Here is a 17,745-nt window from a genome sequence, read left to right as displayed (position 1 = left end):
TCATAATAGCGTCATTAATGCTTTGTAAACTCTGTATTTAATACAAAGAGCCAGATACTCATACGTAAAAACAATGATTTTTTACTTATGAATTCTGCATTAAGCTTAATTTGATTCATTTATATGCTATTAAATAAGCACAACATTTTTATAGATAACCATCAATTCGCTTAATATTTTTAAGCGCACAGGAGAATTTGATGCTAAGACGCACTAAAATTGTTGCGACACTTGGGCCGGCAACCGATCGCGATAACAACTTAGAAAAAATCATTCGTGCAGGTGCAAACGTGGTTCGTTTGAACTTCTCACACGGCGTAGCACAAGATCACAAAGACCGCGCACAAGCAGTTCGCGATATTGCAAAGCGTTTAGGCAAGCACATTGCAATTCTTGCTGATTTACAAGGCCCAAAAATCCGCGTATCTACGTTTAAAGACGGTAAAGTAAACTTAGCAGTTGGCGCTAAATTTACCTTAGATGCAAAAATGGAAAAAGGCCAAGGCGATGTAAATGCTGTAGGTATCGATTATAAAGAGTTACCAAACGATGTTAAATCAGGTGACTTACTGTTATTAAATGACGGCCTTATCCAACTGACTGTTGATAGTGTAGATGGTCATTTAGTTCACACCACAGTAACTGTGGGTGGTGTACTTTCTAACAATAAAGGTATCAACCGCTTAGGTGGTGGTCTTACGGCTCCGGCATTTACAGATAAAGACAAAGAAGATTTAATCACAGCAACAGAAATTGGTGTTGATTATATTGCTGTATCATTCCCACGTAGTGGCGATGACATGCGCTATGTTCGCTCATTAGCAGAAGCTGCTGGTTCTAACGCGCAGCTTCTTGCCAAAATCGAACGTGCAGAAGCTGTAGAAACAGTTGAAGCAGTTGATGATATCGTACTAGCTTCTGATGCTGTTATGGTTGCTCGTGGCGACCTTGGTGTTGAGATTGGTGATGCTGCCCTCGTTGGTAAACAAAAGCTAATTATTAGCCGCGCACGTTCACTAAACCGTACTGTAGTAACAGCAACGCAAATGATGGAATCAATGATTGATAACCCGATGCCAACACGCGCTGAGGTTATGGACGTTGCAAATGCGGTTCTAGATGGCACTGATGCAGTAATGTTATCTGCTGAAACAGCAGCTGGTGACTACCCTGAAGAAACCGTTGCTACTATGGCCCGCGTATGTTTAGGTGCTGAGTCTCAAAAAGAAACTCACGTTTCTAAGCACCGTTTAGACAGCCGCTTTTCATCTAATGCTGAATCAATTGCACTGTCTGCTATGTATGCAGCCAACCATCTTGATTCTGTAAAAGCGATTGTGACACTGACTGAATCAGGTAGCACAGCTAAGTTAATGTCTCGCATTAGTTCTGGCTTACCAATTTACTCATTATCACGTCACGCTAGCACTTTAGGTCAAACTGCATTGTATCGCGGTGTTTACCCTGTATTTTTTGATTCAACTAAGTGTGAAGATGAAAATATGGTTCGCGAAGCACTTAATACATTAGTAGAACTTGGTTCTTTAAGCACCGGAGATACTGTGATTTTAACGCACGGTGATGCGATGGAAACTATTGGTGCTACCAATACAATGAAGATTGTGACAGTTTAAACTGTTGCAATCACTGATTAAAAAAGGCGCATTGATTGCGCCTTATTTGTCTTTAACTTATTATGACAGCTTATTAACTTGCTAGTGCAGCTTTTACTTTGTCACGATAGCTGCGGCTAACTTTTAACTCTTGCCCATTATCGAGAACTAACAAGTACTCCCCACTCACCTGAGTAACGAGCTTACTAATTTGCTTGGTGTTAACAATGGCACTGCGGTGAACACGAACAAACAGTTGCGGATCTAACTCTTGCTCTAGCTCTTTCATGGTTTTACGTAAGATATGAGTTTGGCCATCTTGACAATGTAAACACATATAGTCACCTGCAGCATCAACCCATTGAATTGTAACAACAGGAACACGAACAATTTCGCCCTGCTCTTTTACTGCCAGTGATTCAGGATAACGACGATCTGCAAGGCTATCGCCTGTCGCAAGCTTTTTCAAAATCTCTTCACAATTGTTGCCAGTAATACCAGCCACAAAGCTTGCTAGTTTCTTCTTATGGGCGTTATCTTGTTGTGTTTTTAAATAAGTATGCACTTTTTCTACCGCCTGTTTTAGTCTGTTGTCATCGACTGGTTTAAGAATATAATCCAATGCATGAATCTCGAATGCTTTTACCGCAAACTGATCAAACGCAGTTACAAACACAATGGCAGGCAATGGATTAACACTTTCGCTTAAAGCGCGGGCCACTTCAAAACCATTCATATTTGGCATTTGAATATCTAAGAATACCAGTTCTATATTACCTGATAAGCACTCATCTATTGCTTCTTGACCATTGCTACATAAACGAATTACTTCTATGTCTTCAAATTCAGAAAGTCGAACGGCTAAGCCTTTCCTTGCAAGCGGTTCATCATCAACGATCAAAGTTCTAATTTTGCTCATTTCTTAACAGCCTTTTCAAACGGAACGCGCAGATTTACTTTTAATCCACTTGGCGTATTGTCAGAGAGAACAAACGAGTAGTTGTTCTCATAAAGTGTTTTTAATCGATCCTGAGTGTTAGCTATACCAACCCCTTGAGAATTAACAAGCTGACCATTTTTAAGCTCAGTGCCAGGACCATTATCGCCTACTTCCAATAATAATTCATTTGCAAAAACTTGTGCCTTAATATCAATGACCCCGCCCTCGTTGAGTTGTGCTATCGCATACTTAATGGCGTTTTCTATCAACGGCTGGAGAATTAAACTTGGTACTAAGGCTTTTTTTGCTTGTTCGCTTACATCAACGTTAATTTGTAAACGCTCATCAAAGCGTACTTTTTCAATTTCTAAGTACAGCATTAATGCATGAATTTCTTGCTCTAATGGAACTTTTTTAATTGGATCTGTATTGAGTGTATAACGCAAGAAATCACTTAATTTAGACACCATTAAATTAGCATCTTTATTCTCTTTAACCAAAATAAGTGTAGAGATTGCATTAAGCGTATTAAATAAAAAGTGCGGATTAAGCTGATAGCGTAGCATCTTAAGTTGTGCTTCGTGAGCCATTGTTGTCGCTTTTAAAGCCTTTTGACGTTCACTTTGCAATAACTGGTAATACTTAATACCAAAATATAATCCACTCCAACAAAGGATAATATAGACTGAATCTAAACCTTGCTGAAAGTAATAAAACCACTCATTTGGGCGATAACCATGGCGATATATCTCCCATAAATTAAATTTTTGTACTACAGCCCAAAGTGTGCCCGTTAAATAAGAGGCACCAAATACCACTAACATGAGTACCCAAGGCGAAGCATTCCACACTTTGCGATACATGTAGCGTAAAGGCACTGTCATTAAACAACCAGCATAAGCATTTAATACAATAACAAACACGTAAATATCACGCATTTCAAATACTTTAGAGCCGATGTAATTAACTAACGCATACCCTATCCAGCCTGCAATTTGCAAAACCCAGAAAAAACGTTGTCGATTATCAACTAATGATTGCCAATTCAAAATATCAAGTTACCTTACAAACTTATAGTTATTATACCGATAGACAGTTATACAAAGCACTGCCGCCTATCTTAATTTTTTATAGCCTTAACGCATAATTCAGGTATAAAAAAAGCGAAGACGACAGCCGCCTTCGCTTTTTAAACATTGTCTATTTAAGCTAACTTATCAGAAGCCACCTTATAATGCGGATCCTCAATCACGTTTACTTCAACTAAATCACGCGCATTATGCAGAAGTTGGATACAATCAGGGCTCAAGTGGCGTAAGTGCAATTTCTTGCCCGTTTTAGCATATTTATCTGCTAAGTTATCAATTGCCTCAATCGCACTGTGATCTGCTACTCGGCTATGCTTAAATTCGATGATCACATCTTCAGGGTCATTTTTAACATCAAATAACTCAGCGAAGTTTTTCACTGAACCAAAGAATAATGGACCATGAAGTTCGTATACTTTTGAGCCTTGCTCATCAATATAATTGTTTGTGTAAATATGTTTTGCATGCTGCCAAGCAAATACCAGTGCCGATACAATAACACCAACACATACCGCAATAGCAAGGTCAGTAACTACCGTTACACCCGATACAAGAACAATCACAAAGGCATCAGACTTAGGCACACGCTTCATCATCTTAAAGCTTGCCCATTCAAACGTACCAAGAACAACCATAAACATAACACCGACAAGTGCAGCCAGTGGGATCATTTCAATTAGACTTGCAGCGAAGATAATAAACGCTAGCAGCAATAATGCAGCACTGATACCAGATAAACGTGAACGACCACCAGAGTTAATATTAATCATTGACTGACCGATCATCGCACAACCGCCCATCGCTCCAAAGAAACCGCAGGTAATATTCGCAGCACCTTGACCGATACACTCTTTGTTACTGTGACCACGTGTTTCTGTTATTTCGTCAATTAAGGTTAATGTTAGTAATGACTCGATTAAACCAATTGCCGCAAGAACAAGCGCATAAGGGAAAATAATTTTTAATGTTTCTAGGTTAAATGGCACCATAGGGATGTGGAATTGTGGTAAACCACCGGCAATAGTTGCTTGCTCATTACCCGTCATACCTTTTAAGAAATCAAGAACGGTACGCGCTTCTAAGTCAAAACCAATTACCAATCCTGTAACTGTGACAATTGCAACTAATGAAGAAGGCACAGCCGTAGTCAATTTAGGTAAAAAATGGATAATTGCCATTGTAAGTGCCACTAAGCCAAGCATAATATACAAGGCTTGACCTTCCATCCACTGCTGCCCTCCCATGCCATCAGGTACTTTGAACTGACCAAGTTGAGCTAAGAAAATAACAATAGCTAGACCATTAACAAAGCCGAGCATAACGGGATGCGGAACCATGCGAATAAATTTACCAAGTTTAAAGACACCCGCTAAGACCTGCAGAATGCCCATTAAAAGCACGGTCGCAAATAAATATTCAACTCCGTGATCTAATACTAAACTTACCATTACAACGGCTAATGCGCCGGTAGCACCAGAAATCATACCAGGACGGCCACCAAAAATAGCGGTGATCAAACCAACAATAAAGGCAGCATACAAACCGACTAAAGGCTCTACATTAGCAACAAAAGCGAATGCAACAGCTTCAGGCACCAATGCCAGTGCGACCGTCAAGCCAGATAAAATATCATTTTTAGCAGAGCTTGGCGCTTTGCTGAGTAAGTTAAACATTAAGTTCCTCTTTGTAGTGAATACGTTTCGGCAAGGCGCGCAATTCTAGCAAAAAGCAGAAAAGTTAACAATTATTAACAACAAAACGGTCAGTACTGTTAAGTACTAACCGTTTTTAACTGTTATCAATCGTAGTAAATAAAAACTAAAGTGGTAAAGACGTACTACGTTTAACACACGTCATAGTGACATTAGAATGAACTTCTTGTACAAACTCTAGGTTTAACAGGTTATCGCGAACAAATTGCTCATAGCCTTCAATACCTTTAGAGATAATACGAAGCATAAAGTCCATTGTACCAGCCATACTGTAACACTCAGTGACTTCGTCGTAGCTCATAATTAATCGTTCAAACTCAGCTAAGTTTGTTCTGCCGTGATTTGATAAACGAACATGGGCATAGACTAACATATCAAAGCCAAGCTTTTTCTCATCAAGCAAAGCAACTTTACCTTTGATGTAGCCATCTTGCTCAAGCTTAGCAATACGACGCCAACATGGCGATTGAGACAAACCAACTTTATCGGCAATCTCTGCCGTTGATAAGCTAGCATCTTGCTGTAATAATGCCAAAATTTGGCGATCTACTTGGTTAAGAGACATTTTATTTCTTTTTCTTTAAGATTATGGGTTAAATTATATAACTGATTTAAAAAACAGTCTGCTTATTTTCTACTACTTATGCAATGAAATTGCAATTTTAGCCATACTTACCACTGATAAAAGGGTTTGTTTTTCGCTCATGGCCTACCGTAGTGTTTGGACCATGACCCGCTAAGATAACAACATCATCAGTCAGCGTAAGTATTTGTGACTGAATAGATTCAATTAACTGACTGCTATTACCCTTAGGGAAGTCAGTACGTCCAATTGAACCTTGAAAAATTACGTCGCCGACAACTACCTGCTGTGACTGTTCATGGTAAAACACAACATGTCCTGGTGTATGTCCTGGGCAGTGGCGAACAGAAAGCGATAGTTGACCCACCTCTATCGTATCGCCGTGGCATAACCACTTTGTAGGATAAAATGGTTCGATAGCATTAAAACCGAACATTTGTGCTTGCATAGGAAGTGCATCAAACCAAAATTGATCATCAATATGCGGACCGATTATTTCAACATCATAGTGCTCAGCTAGTTCTTTAGCGGCGCCAACATGATCTAAATGCCCATGAGTAAGATATACCGCAACCACTTTACATTTTAATTTCGTCAGCTCAGTGATAAGTTTTTCTTTATCACCGCCGGGATCAATTAATGCAGCTTGATTACTCTCGGTGCAAATTATAATACGACAATTTTGTGCAAAACCAGTCACCGGAACTGTCACTACTTTCATATTACTGTCCTTGTTCAGATTGCTCAAAGCTCATAAGAATTGGGTATTTTAAATAAGCTTGATCATAAAATGGCGTACGCTCATAAAGCCAATCTAGGCGCGCTTGTGGGTCATTTGCAAACTGCTTGTCCTCACGTATTTTTTGGTCAAACTCCAACGCCAAGGCAGGCTTTTCTTTAAGCATCTGTCTTGCGTAAGGCATCAATGCATAATTTTCAACATACTCAGTCCGCTGAAAAATAGTATTGAAGTCTCCCCAAGCAAAGAATGAATCTGGCGCTTCTGGGTGCAGTAAGTGAGTAGCAAGTTCAGAGTATGGTTGCTCAGTCGATACTTTATACCAACCTAACATATTTAGGTTGTCTACTTTGGTATAATCAAAGCTAGCATCAACCCTAAAACGTCCCTCAAAAGGCGCTTTGGCAAAGCTGTAATCTTTCACAATTGCTTGAGTTAACGGTACAGATACGTTTTCAGTAACTTTATCAACCCTAATACCATGCAAGTTTAACTTTTCAATAATGTGACTGTACGCAGGTGGAATGTAAAACGCGCTTGGCACATTAACAGTCTTTTTAACTTCTTTTTGCCAAAAAATAGGTAACGCGTCATAGTCTTTAGGCTGACCTAAATACTTGACCTCAGATTGACCAGAAAGAGCACTTTCAGAACGACTGTACGCAATTCCTTTAAATTCAATAGTGTCTGGTTGTTTTGCATATCCACGTTCAACAACTAATTGCGTTGGTTTGAAATCAAGCTCTTTTCTAACCGCTTCATTTAGTGCTTTATCGTTTGCAGCTAAGGCATCAATTGCACCATCAATGAAAACATAAGTACCTAATACACGCTGCTTATAGGGCTTTAATGAATGGTTCTCAACCAAAATCGTCGGTAATGAACGCAAGTCACCCCAACCATTTGAAAAGCGTGGTGTGGCAACCCAGCCAGCTAGCCCTTTCTTAAATTCGCGCTTATCCATCACAAACACAAGAGGTCCTGGTATGTGCCCTGCCTTTTCAAGCTTCGCATCTATTACAGGCTTAAACAAATTATCTAATGCCTCAGATACACTTGGTGATTCACTTGAAAATACAGGGTTATAGCCATACGTGACATCGTATTGATAATCAGCACCATCGGTTACATGAACATCAACATATAAATCTGGCTTAAACTGATTGATCACCTTCATCACACCACGAACTTCTGGAGTATCAAGCTTTGTGTAATCACGATTCAAGTTTAAATTTAGACCGTTTGTTCTAAAACCCATTTCTACTGGGCCACGCTGATTAATACGATTATATTGGCTACTACGCTCGTGACCGTCTACGTTTAAAATCGGTATAAATAGAATATTAACTTTGCTCAAGATATCGCGACGTTTACCCGTGGCAATATCGCGTAGCAGCATAAACATGGCATCTTTGCCGTCAATCTCGCCACTATGAATGCCCGCTTGAATAAAAATCGTAGGTTTAGTGTCTGCAACTAGCTGCTCTGCATCAAATAACCCCTGCTCATTTGCGACTAACATTTTCACTGCACGACCTGCACTACTAGTAGCGATGGTCTTTAATTTAAATTGAGTTGGGTTAGCTGCAACTAAACGGTCAACAAATGCCATTGTCTCATCATAATTAGGAGACAAAGTACCATCACTTAACTCGAACTCTGTCGTTAATGGCCCTTTTTCTTGTAGTAATGACACACTGTTTCCGTGCCATGGCATTAATGGGGGTAAGTGGCTGTCTAACGTTACTACAGCAGATAAAAACACTAAACTCGCAAACATATCACTCTCAAGTGCAGAACTTATTCTAATACCTGAAATTATACCAACTAATTATTATGGATTGCGTAAACTGCGGTGATTCAACAAAAAAATGGAGCAAATGACATGCTAGCTAGCATCTATAATGAAGTAACGAGTGATTTTCAGGATCAAAAAAAGGAGCACTAGGCTCCTTTTTAAACTGTATTAAAAGCGAAATTAAGCCGCTAGGCCTTCTTTTGCTTTTGCAACAAGCGCTGCGAATGCAACTTGGTCGTAAACAGCGATATCTGCAAGGATCTTACGATCGATTTCTACAGATGTCTTTTTAAGACCATTGATAAAACGGCTGTATGAAAGACCGTTTTGACGAGCTGCTGCATTGATACGTGCAATCCAAAGTTGACGGAAAGTACGTTTCTTAGCACGACGGTCACGGTAAGCGTATTGACCCGCTTTAGTAACTGCCTGGAAAGCTACGCGGTAAACACGTGAACGTGCTCCGTAGTAACCTTTAGCTTGTTTTAAAACTTTTTTGTGACGTGCACGTGCGATAACACCGCGTTTAACTCTTGCCATTTCTGAAGACTCCTATTAAGCGAATGGTAACATACGTGAAACTAGACCATGGTCATTCTTATGAACCATCATCTTAGGACGTAAGTGTAATTTACGCTTAGAAGTTTTCTTAGTCAGAATGTGACGAAGATGCGCTTGTTTACGCTTGAAACCGCCTGAAGCAGTTTTCTTGAAACGCTTAGCCGCGCCTCTGTGAGTTTTTAGCTTATAAGCCATTGCAATAACTCCAAATGTATTGCTTAAAACATTAGCAAGCAGGCGAGAGATATATAAAATAGCTCTACTTTATAAGGCCTAACTTACTGCCATAATCCGGTGAAGGTTCATTGCTATTGCTTTGCAACCTTACTTTAAACCGGTTATTTCAGGTGAACAGTAAACTGTTACTTGCAGACCTGAAATAAAATCGGTGCGTAATATAACCTGTTTATTGCTTTTTAGCAATAGGGGCCATCATCATAACCATTTGACGACCTTCAACACGATTAGGGAATGATTCAACTTGTGAAACATCTTCTAAATCGGCTTTAACACGGTTTAATAATTCAATACCAATTTCTTGGTGAGCCATTTCACGACCACGGAAACGGATGGTGATTTTAGCTTTATCACCCGCTTCTAAGAACTTACGCAAGTTGCGAAGCTTAACCTGGTAGTCACCTTCATCCGTACCTGGACGGAACTTGATTTCTTTAACCTGGATCTGCTTTTGCTTTTTCTTTTGTTCTTTTAGTTCTTTGCTTTTTTCAAAGATGAACTTACCGTAGTCCATAACCTTACAAACAGGTGGCTCAGCATTAGGACTGATTTCTACAAGATCTACACCCGCATCATCAGCGATAGCTTGCGCCTCTTTTAATGACACGATGCCAGCTTGCTCGCCGTCGATGCCAATTAAACGAACTTCTTTAGCTGTAATATCTTCGTTGATACGATTTTTTTGAGCTGTTTGTTGCCCTTTCTTGCCGCCTCTAATGGTACGATCCTCCAAGAATATAAAATAAAAAGCGTGTAGTTGGCTGTTTGTTTTGCCCTACACGCTCATGATTTATTGTCGATTTTTAATTTCTTCACTTACTTTTGCAATGAAATCATCAACACTAAATTTGCCTAGGTCTTCACCTGTGCGAGTGCGTACTGCTACTTCTTGTTGTTCAACTTCTTTATCGCCAACAACAAGTAAATATGGAATACGTTTTAACGTATGTTCACGAATTTTAAAGCCAATCTTCTCATTTCTCAAGTCAGCAGCGGCTCTAATTCCAAGTTTATTTAATTTTTGTACAATTTCTTGCACATAATCAGCTTGTTTATCGGTGATGTTCATAATCACAACTTGCTTTGGTGCAAGCCATGTTGGGAACAATCCAGCGTATTCTTCAGTTAGAATGCCGATAAAACGCTCAATCGAGCCTAATATAGCACGGTGAATCATCACTGGTGTACGACGTTCGTTGTTTTCTGCAACATAAGTCGCACCTAAACGGCCTGGTAATGCAAAGTCTAGCTGTACAGTACCACATTGCCAAGCGCGGTCTAAGCAATCATAAAGCGTGAATTCGATTTTAGGGCCATAGAATGCGCCTTCACCTGGTAGGTAATCAAATTCAATGTTGTTTGCTTTTAATGCATCGGCTAACGCTAACTCAGCTTTATCCCACATTGCGTCTTCACCGATACGTTTTTCTGGACGAGTTGATAGTTTTACAACAATCTTCTCAAAACCAAACGTTTCGTATGTATCGTAAACCATTTTGATACATGATGATACTTCATCCATGATTTGCTCTTCTGTACAGAAGATATGTGCATCATCTTGGGTAAAGCCACGTACACGCATTAAACCGTGTAAAGCGCCTGATGGTTCATTACGATGACAACAACCAAACTCAGCCATACGTAATGGTAGATCACGGTACGATTTTAAACCTTGATTAAAGATTTGTACGTGACCTGGGCAGTTCATTGGTTTAATTGCATATTCACGCTTTTCAGATTCAGTTGTGAACATTGCATCTGCGTATTTATCCCAGTGGCCTGATTTTTCCCATAAACCACGGTCCATCATCAATGGGCCTTTTACTTCTTCGTAATCATACTCACGTAGTTTTTCACGAACGAAGTCTTCTAGCTCACGGTAAATGCTCCAGCCATCGTTATGCCAAAACACCATACCTGGCGCTTCTTCTTGCCAGTGCCATAAGTCAAGTGCTTTACCAATACGACGGTGGTCACGCTTTTCAGCTTCTTCTAAGCGTTTTAAATATGCTTTAAGTTGCTTTTTATCCGCCCATGCTGTTCCGTAAATACGTTGCAGCATTTTGTTTTCTGAATCACCGCGCCAATATGCACCTGCCACTTTCATGATTTTGAAATGTTGGCAGAATTTCATGTTTGGTACGTGTGGACCACGACACATGTCGATGTATTCTTCGTGATGGTATAAACCAGGACGGTCATCTTTTGCAATGTTCTCGTCTAGGATTTCCATCTTGTAAGTTTCACCGCGTGCTTCAAATGTATCACGCGCTTCTTGCCAGCTTACGGTCTTTTTAACCACATCGTAGTTTGTTTTAGCAAGTTCAAGCATACGCTTTTCAATTGCATCTAAATCATCTTGGCTTAAAGAATGATCCATATCGATATCGTAGTAAAAACCGTTATCAATGGTTGGACCGATAGCCATTTTCGCTTCAGGGAAAAGTTGCTTAACTGCATGACCAATAAGGTGCGCACAAGAGTGACGAATAATCTCTAAGCCGTCTTCATCTTTTGCTGTGATAATTTCTAAACGCGCATCTTCAGTAATTAAGTCACATGCATCTACACGTGTGCCATTAACACGTCCAGCGATGGTTGCTTTAGCTAAACCTGGACCGATATCGCTTGCAACATCATAAGTACTTACTGGGTTTTCAAAACTACGCTGACTGCCGTCAGGGAGGGTAATAACTGGCATTATAAATCCTTATACAGTGGTGATGCCTACAATGCATCACATGTAGTATTTTTTAAAAAATTGAATAACTCTGCAACGCTTTTACGAATAAGCATTGCTAATTAAGCATGTATTTACTGAGTCTTCGCAAATACAAGCGGCCATTGTCGCTGCTCAAGCACTTAAATACAAGTAGTTATGCGAGCAAATTGACAATTACTTAACTCATTTCATAATTAGGAGGTCTGTACTTCGAAGGTTACCATAATGCCACACATGCATACGCTCAAGTTTGCTACGTTAAACTTGCTAAATTATACTGCGCCGCCCTATTCCTTTTATCAGTTACACGAGCGTTACAACAATACTCAATGGCAACAAAAACAACAATTTGTCGCTAACTTTTTATCAACTACAAACGCCGATGTTGTTGCTTTTCAAGAAGTGTTTAGCGCTCATGCTTTAGAGATACAGTGCAAAGAAGCGGGCTACGACTATTTTAAAACTGTGGATTCTCCTTCTCAAGATGCCCTATACCCACAAGTTTTATTTAACCCAATTGTTGCAATCGCCAGTAAGTTTCCATTTAAAAAAGCTGAAGCATTAAGCCCATGCCCAGAGATGCTTGAGTACTTAAATAATCAAAATGAATTTAAATTTAACCGTACTCCAATAAAATGCTTGTTTTCATTCCCTGAGTTTGGCGATGTATGCTGTTATGTTGTGCATTTTAAATCACAACGTGTGCAGTCTATGGCACATATATTAAATATTCATAATCTTGAAGATCCACTTTTACAACTACTACATCAAACAGTTGGGGCAATGCAATCACAGATATCTCGTTCGCTAGAGGCATCGATTGTTTACTATGATGCCTTAAAAACTCAACGAGAAAAGCAATGCGCCACGCTAGTAATGGGGGATTTTAATGATTCACTTACCAGCCCAACCCTTTCGTTTATGACACAAGGCTTTCACCCTACCCGCTGTGAACCTTGCATTGAGCACAATGAACCCGTTGTTGGGTTAACAGATAGCTATGAGTTCAGTGCAGCATTTCATCAGCAACAAGAAAAACCGTTTAGTCATTACTTTCATGGCAAAGGGAATGTACTTGATTATATATTGGCCTCTGCTCACTTTAATCCTGACTGCCAGATGTCTAAGGTTAAACTGCTGGAATATGAAAGCTATGCAGCGCATTTAAACCCTACACAATCAACTGAAGACATCAGTGTCAGTGACCACAGCGCAATTGCTATAAAAATTCATTTTTAAAGCAACTGTTTTTCATGACGTTACTTGCTATAATTGCGCAAATTAAGTTATTTAGAGAATGACCATGAGAACATGCGGTGTAGAAATTACGGGTAGTGATGTACTACTGTGTATTTTAACCAAAGACAATGACGTATTTGATATCCGTGATGTCAGACAAACACGCTTCACTTTAGGTGATGGCAATGACACCGAAGTAATGCGTAAGTTTCAGTTTGATTTTAGGAAGTTGATGCAAGATTACCAAATTGACTCTGTTGCAATTAAAGAGCGTCAACCAAAAGGGAAATTTGCTGGCAGTGCTAAAGGGTTTAAAATGGAAACTGCTATTCAGCTTATTGACGAGTTAGATGTGCAAATTTTTAGTGCAACGACAATTAAAGAGCAACTTAAACGTAATCCAATTCCTATTGATTTCGAAGATACTGGGTTAAAGAAATTTCAAGAAAATGCTTTTATTAGCGCCTACGTTTACCTTATGCGCAAAACCTACAAACAAGACGAACAATAACTTCCAATAAAACGTGCTACGGCACGTTTTTTATTACCCATTAAGTATTACCCATAAAAAACCAACATATACATTAGTCTTAAAAAACTTTTCTTTGTCGACAATCTGTGTTTAGTTAGATACGAACGCACGTTTTGAGACTCAAGTTTTTGATTACCTCATTACGCATTGCATCAAGTCCATGACAACTAACTAGCCGGACACGGAGAAAACAATGCAGACAAAGAACACACCAAACAATAATCTTCCACTTTCGAAAAGCTATTTTAAAGGTTGCACCGATGTACCCTTAATCGAACAGACTATTGGTCAGTACCTTGATGATATTGTCGACAATTACCCTAACCACCCTGCTATTGTGGTTCATCATCAACATATTCGTCTTACCTACAAAGAATACCAACAACAAATTAACCAATTAGCAATGGGGTTATTATCATTAGGGGTTAAACCGGGAGACAGAGTTGGTATTTGGTCACCAAATAATATTGAGTGGTGTCTAACCCAATTCGCAACAGCGAAAATTGGTGCCATTATGGTCTGTATTAACCCCGCTTACCGTCCGAGTGAATTAGAGTACGCGTTAAATAGTGTTGAATGTTCAACGTTGATCACTGCAAGTCAATTTAAGTCTAGTAACTATATTGAAATGCTTAATGAACTTGCACCTGAATTAAGCCATTTACCTGCAGATGGATTAAACCTAAAAAAATTACCGCATTTAAAAAATATTATTCGAATTGGCGACAAAAAATCTCCTGGTATGTATAGCTTTACTGATGTAATGGAACGCCCTACTGAAGCCCATAAACTTGAGCTTGATGCTATCGCTGCCACTTTGCATTGCGATCAGGATATCAATATTCAATTTACTTCAGGTACCACGGGTAACCCCAAGGGAGCCACTTTATCCCATAAGAACATTCTAAATAATGGCTTTTTAATGGCCGAAGCGATGAAGCTTACTCATCAAGATAAGTTGTGTATCCCCGTGCCCTTGTACCATTGCTTTGGTATGGTACTAGGCAACTTGGTTTGTATAAGTAAAGGGGCTACAGCTGTTTTCCCAGGAGATTCTTTTGACCCTAAAACAACCCTAGAGGTGGTAGAAAAAGAGCGCTGCACGGGTTTACATGGTGTTCCTACCATGTTTATCGCTGAACTTGAACTAAAAGAGTTTAGCAGTTATGACCTTTCAAGCTTACGAACAGGCGTCATGGCCGGTTCGACATGTCCAGAACAAGTGATGCGTAAAGTTCACTCATTAATGCATATGCAAGAAGTAGTAATAGGCTATGGTCAAACTGAGTGTAGCCCTATCAACAATGTAACTGAAACTGACTCACCTCTTGAAAAGCAAGTGACGACTGTAGGGCGTGCACTAGCACATACAGAAGTTAAAATTATTAATGAAGTTGGGGATATTCAACAAATCGGTGTTCCTGGTGAAGTTTGCAGCCGTGGTGCAGGCATTATGCGATGTTATTGGAATGATGAAGAGAAAACCAATGCCACCATAGATAACGAAGGTTGGTTACACTCCGGTGATTTAGGTGTAATGGATGAAGAAGGCTTTGTTGCTATTGTTGGTCGTATTAAAGATATGATCATCCGCGGCGGTGAGAATATATACCCTCGCGAAATAGAAGAAGTGCTTTATAGTTACCCGGGTATTCAAGATGCCGCTATTTTTGGTATAAGTGATGAAAAGTATGGAGAAGAAGTTTGTGCGTGGATCCAACCTAAAGATGACGCAGTGCTTGATGAAAATGCTATACGTGATTTCCTACAAGATAAGCTTGCCTATTTTAAAGTACCGAAGCATATTCGCTTCGTTGAAGAATACCCTATGACTGTAACTGGTAAATTACAGAAATTTAAAATGCGCGAGCAAATGCAAGAGCTTCTTAAAGAAAACGCATTTTCGTAAGCATCCAGTATTAAAGCTCAGCCATGCTGAGCTTTAACTCGTTTAATTCAATTTAACTTATTTGCAGTACTATTGAGCTCTAACGCCCAACCGACTATTTGGTGGAGTTATGATAGTTAACTATTTTAAGGTTTGCGCTAGCAGTGTGTGATATCAAACAGCGCCTTGTTTGATCATAGCCTGTGAAACACGTTCAAACCCTGAAACATTAGCCCCTAACAATAAATCACCTTCATGGTCGTATTGTTTTGCAGTTGATGATACTCGATCAAAAATTTCTTTCATAACTTGTTGAAGTTTTTCATCGACCTGCTGTGGGCGCCATTTCTGCATACTGGCATTCTGAGCCATTTCAAATTGGCTGGTCGCAACTCCACCAGCGTTTGCAGCCTTACTCGGCCCTAGGTAAACATCATGCTCTTTAAAGACAGCAAGTGCGTCTGCAGTCGTTGGCATGTTAGCGCCCTCACACACGGTCATACAGCCGTTTGAAACAAGTGCCTCTGCATCCTTTTGAGTTATTTCGTTCTGTGTTGCACATGGCAAAGCAATATCAGCCTCATATTGCCACACTTGATGGGCATCACTCGGGTACTGATTTACAGGGGTAAATTCAGCATCTGGGTGTTCATTTAAATAATCACGAAGCTTCGCACCTTTTTCTTGTTTTAGGTGTTTGACTAACTCAACATCTAATCCCTCTTTGCAATATAGGGTACCTTGCGAATCACTACAGGTAAGTACAACCGCGTCATGCTGCGCTAGTTTTTCCATTAAATAGAGCGCCACATTACCAGCGCCTGATACTAAACAACGTTTACCACGTAATGAGTCATTTTTGGCATCAAGCATAGCACTTAAAAAATACGCTACTCCGTAACCAGTCGCTTCTGTTCGCAAAGCAGATCCCGCCATTATTTCGGGTTTGCCTGTCAGCACACCTTGAAACTGATTGGTGATTCGTTTGTACTGGCCAAATAAGTAACCAATCTCCCGACCAGCAACTCCGATATCACCGGCTGGAACATCTGTATTTTCGCCAATGTGACGGTAAAGCTCAGTCATAAATGACTGACAAAAGCGCATGATCTCATTGTCGCTTTTACCTTTAGGATCAAAGTCTGAGCCACCCTTCGCTCCACCTAAAGGTAACCCTGTTAGGGCATTTTTAAGAACTTGCTCAAAACCTAAGAACTTAATGACACTCAGATTCACGCTTGGATGAAATCGCAAACCGCCTTTGTAGGGGCCAAGTGATGAACTAAATTCGACTCGATACCCACGGTTTACTCTAAGATTGCCCTTATCATCATGCCAAGGTACTCGAAAAATAATTTGCCTTTCAGGTTCAACTAATCGCTCTAATATTGCCTGTTTTTGAAAATCGGACCCGGTTTGCACAACCTGTTCTAGCGAGTGAAATACCTCTTCAACAGCTTGGAAAAACTCAGGTTCGTTTGCATTTGCTTCCTTTACTTGGTTAAGTACATCTTGTAGATATTGCATATTAACTCCTCAAGCTATTGAAAATATTGTATTCACCTAATTACTATTAAACTTCTAAACAGCCTTAAACGATCACTTAGTTTAACGAATCGCAAACCGTTGAGACTCTTGCGAAGCATCAAAGTGCCAAAAATAGCGCATTGGTTCATGCTGGCCATCGTAAAACCATATCTCAGCCACTAGCTCAACCGCTGAGTTTGCAAGCATAATATCCGAATTCAACTTACTCTCGACAAGTGAAGAGCGTAACAAACATTCGGAGTAATCCGCTTTGTTATCCTCACCTTTAAGGCAGATATTTATATACGCACGTGGATTGCCCATATTTATATCAACATCAACATAAAGTAACACTTTACTAGACAAATCAAACGTTGGAGAAATAGTTAAATCAGTCATTGTATCCGTTTGTACTGTTGTTTCAGTTGCTGTTTCGTTTTCTGTAGTGGCGGTTGTTGCCGATGTTGCCAAAGTATTTGAGTTTTCATTAACAGCATCACCTTCACCGCCACCACCACACGCTGTAAGAATTAAACAAATCATTGTAATTAATAGATGTTTCATGG

16 protein-coding genes are annotated in these 17,745 nt (G+C 39.8%); 4 read left to right on the top strand and 12 right to left on the bottom strand.

Annotated elements, in window-relative coordinates:
- Positions 1-200 precede the first annotated feature (200 nt).
- Positions 201-1,634 carry a pyruvate kinase gene (gene pyk / locus AAEU31_RS13770; protein WP_135924395.1) on the top strand — a complete coding sequence of 478 codons (1,434 nt, stop codon included), beginning with the start codon at positions 201-203 and terminating at the stop codon, positions 1,632-1,634.
- Between the two features lie 73 nt (positions 1,635-1,707).
- On the opposite strand, the gene AAEU31_RS13765 is transcribed toward pyk, so the two are convergent.
- From AAEU31_RS13765 to thrS, 10 genes are all read right to left on the bottom strand, one after another.
- Positions 1,708-2,532 carry a LytR/AlgR family response regulator transcription factor gene (locus tag AAEU31_RS13765; RefSeq protein ID WP_135924394.1) on the bottom strand — a complete coding sequence of 275 codons (825 nt, stop codon included), beginning with the start codon at positions 2,530-2,532 and terminating at the stop codon, positions 1,708-1,710.
- Positions 2,529-3,602, bottom strand: a complete 1,074-nt coding sequence (locus AAEU31_RS13760) for a sensor histidine kinase (protein WP_135924393.1) — start codon at positions 3,600-3,602, stop codon at positions 2,529-2,531. Before AAEU31_RS13760 ends, AAEU31_RS13765 begins: the two co-directional genes overlap by 4 nt.
- Positions 3,603-3,757: 155 nt before the next feature.
- The gene (locus tag AAEU31_RS13755; protein ID WP_135924392.1) at positions 3,758-5,314 is read right to left on the bottom strand and encodes a SulP family inorganic anion transporter; all 1,557 of its coding nucleotides are present in this window, start codon (positions 5,312-5,314) and stop codon (positions 3,758-3,760) included.
- A 145-nt stretch (positions 5,315-5,459) separates the two neighbouring features.
- Positions 5,460-5,918 (bottom strand): Lrp/AsnC family transcriptional regulator, encoded by a 459-nt coding sequence (locus AAEU31_RS13750; protein ID WP_036968198.1) that lies wholly within the window; start codon positions 5,916-5,918, stop codon positions 5,460-5,462.
- Between the two features lie 97 nt (positions 5,919-6,015).
- Positions 6,016-6,657: an MBL fold metallo-hydrolase gene (locus AAEU31_RS13745; protein ID WP_138556891.1), complete on the bottom strand. Its 642-nt coding sequence runs from the start codon at positions 6,655-6,657 to the stop codon at positions 6,016-6,018.
- Position 6,658: 1 nt separating this feature from the next.
- Positions 6,659-8,455 carry a M14 family metallopeptidase gene (locus AAEU31_RS13740; protein ID WP_421967513.1) on the bottom strand — a complete coding sequence of 599 codons (1,797 nt, stop codon included), beginning with the start codon at positions 8,453-8,455 and terminating at the stop codon, positions 6,659-6,661.
- A gap of 198 nt (positions 8,456-8,653) precedes the next feature.
- Positions 8,654-9,013, bottom strand: a complete 360-nt coding sequence (rplT, locus tag AAEU31_RS13735) for a 50S ribosomal protein L20 (RefSeq protein ID WP_036968189.1) — start codon at positions 9,011-9,013, stop codon at positions 8,654-8,656.
- 15 nt (positions 9,014-9,028) lie between these two features.
- Positions 9,029-9,229: a 50S ribosomal protein L35 gene (gene rpmI, locus AAEU31_RS13730; RefSeq protein ID WP_054554888.1), complete on the bottom strand. Its 201-nt coding sequence runs from the start codon at positions 9,227-9,229 to the stop codon at positions 9,029-9,031.
- A 211-nt stretch (positions 9,230-9,440) separates the two neighbouring features.
- Positions 9,441-10,004, bottom strand: coding sequence for a translation initiation factor IF-3 (infC, locus tag AAEU31_RS13725; protein ID WP_082389338.1), 564 nt, complete (start codon positions 10,002-10,004; stop codon positions 9,441-9,443).
- Positions 10,005-10,061: 57 nt separating this feature from the next.
- Positions 10,062-11,972, bottom strand: coding sequence for a threonine--tRNA ligase (gene thrS / locus AAEU31_RS13720; RefSeq protein WP_135924389.1), 1,911 nt, complete (start codon positions 11,970-11,972; stop codon positions 10,062-10,064).
- A 246-nt stretch (positions 11,973-12,218) separates the two neighbouring features.
- Between thrS and AAEU31_RS13715 the strand changes: the two genes are divergently transcribed.
- The 3 genes from AAEU31_RS13715 (at position 12,219) to AAEU31_RS13705 (ending at position 15,673) form a co-directional block, all read left to right on the top strand.
- Positions 12,219-13,232 (top strand): endonuclease/exonuclease/phosphatase family protein, encoded by a 1,014-nt coding sequence (locus tag AAEU31_RS13715; RefSeq protein WP_421967512.1) that lies wholly within the window; start codon positions 12,219-12,221, stop codon positions 13,230-13,232.
- A 64-nt stretch (positions 13,233-13,296) separates the two neighbouring features.
- Entirely contained in the window at positions 13,297-13,743 is a 447-nt protein-coding gene (locus tag AAEU31_RS13710) for a DUF3010 family protein (protein ID WP_135924387.1), read from the top strand.
- A gap of 214 nt (positions 13,744-13,957) precedes the next feature.
- Positions 13,958-15,673: an AMP-binding protein gene (locus AAEU31_RS13705; protein ID WP_421967511.1), complete on the top strand. Its 1,716-nt coding sequence runs from the start codon at positions 13,958-13,960 to the stop codon at positions 15,671-15,673.
- A 153-nt stretch (positions 15,674-15,826) separates the two neighbouring features.
- On the opposite strand, the gene gdhA is transcribed toward AAEU31_RS13705, so the two are convergent.
- Together gdhA and AAEU31_RS13695 are read right to left on the bottom strand one after the other, a co-directional pair.
- Positions 15,827-17,179: an NADP-specific glutamate dehydrogenase gene (gene gdhA, locus AAEU31_RS13700; RefSeq protein ID WP_421967510.1), complete on the bottom strand. Its 1,353-nt coding sequence runs from the start codon at positions 17,177-17,179 to the stop codon at positions 15,827-15,829.
- A gap of 81 nt (positions 17,180-17,260) precedes the next feature.
- Complete coding sequence (locus AAEU31_RS13695) at positions 17,261-17,743, bottom strand: hypothetical protein (RefSeq protein ID WP_199526550.1); 483 nt, start codon at positions 17,741-17,743, stop codon at positions 17,261-17,263.
- Positions 17,744-17,745 lie beyond the last annotated feature (2 nt).

Source organism: Pseudoalteromonas thalassia (genome assembly GCF_049257215.1).
In the GTDB taxonomy this organism is placed as follows: domain Bacteria; phylum Pseudomonadota; class Gammaproteobacteria; order Enterobacterales; family Alteromonadaceae; genus Pseudoalteromonas; species Pseudoalteromonas lipolytica_C.
This window is presented reverse-complemented; position numbering and strand designations above follow the sequence as displayed.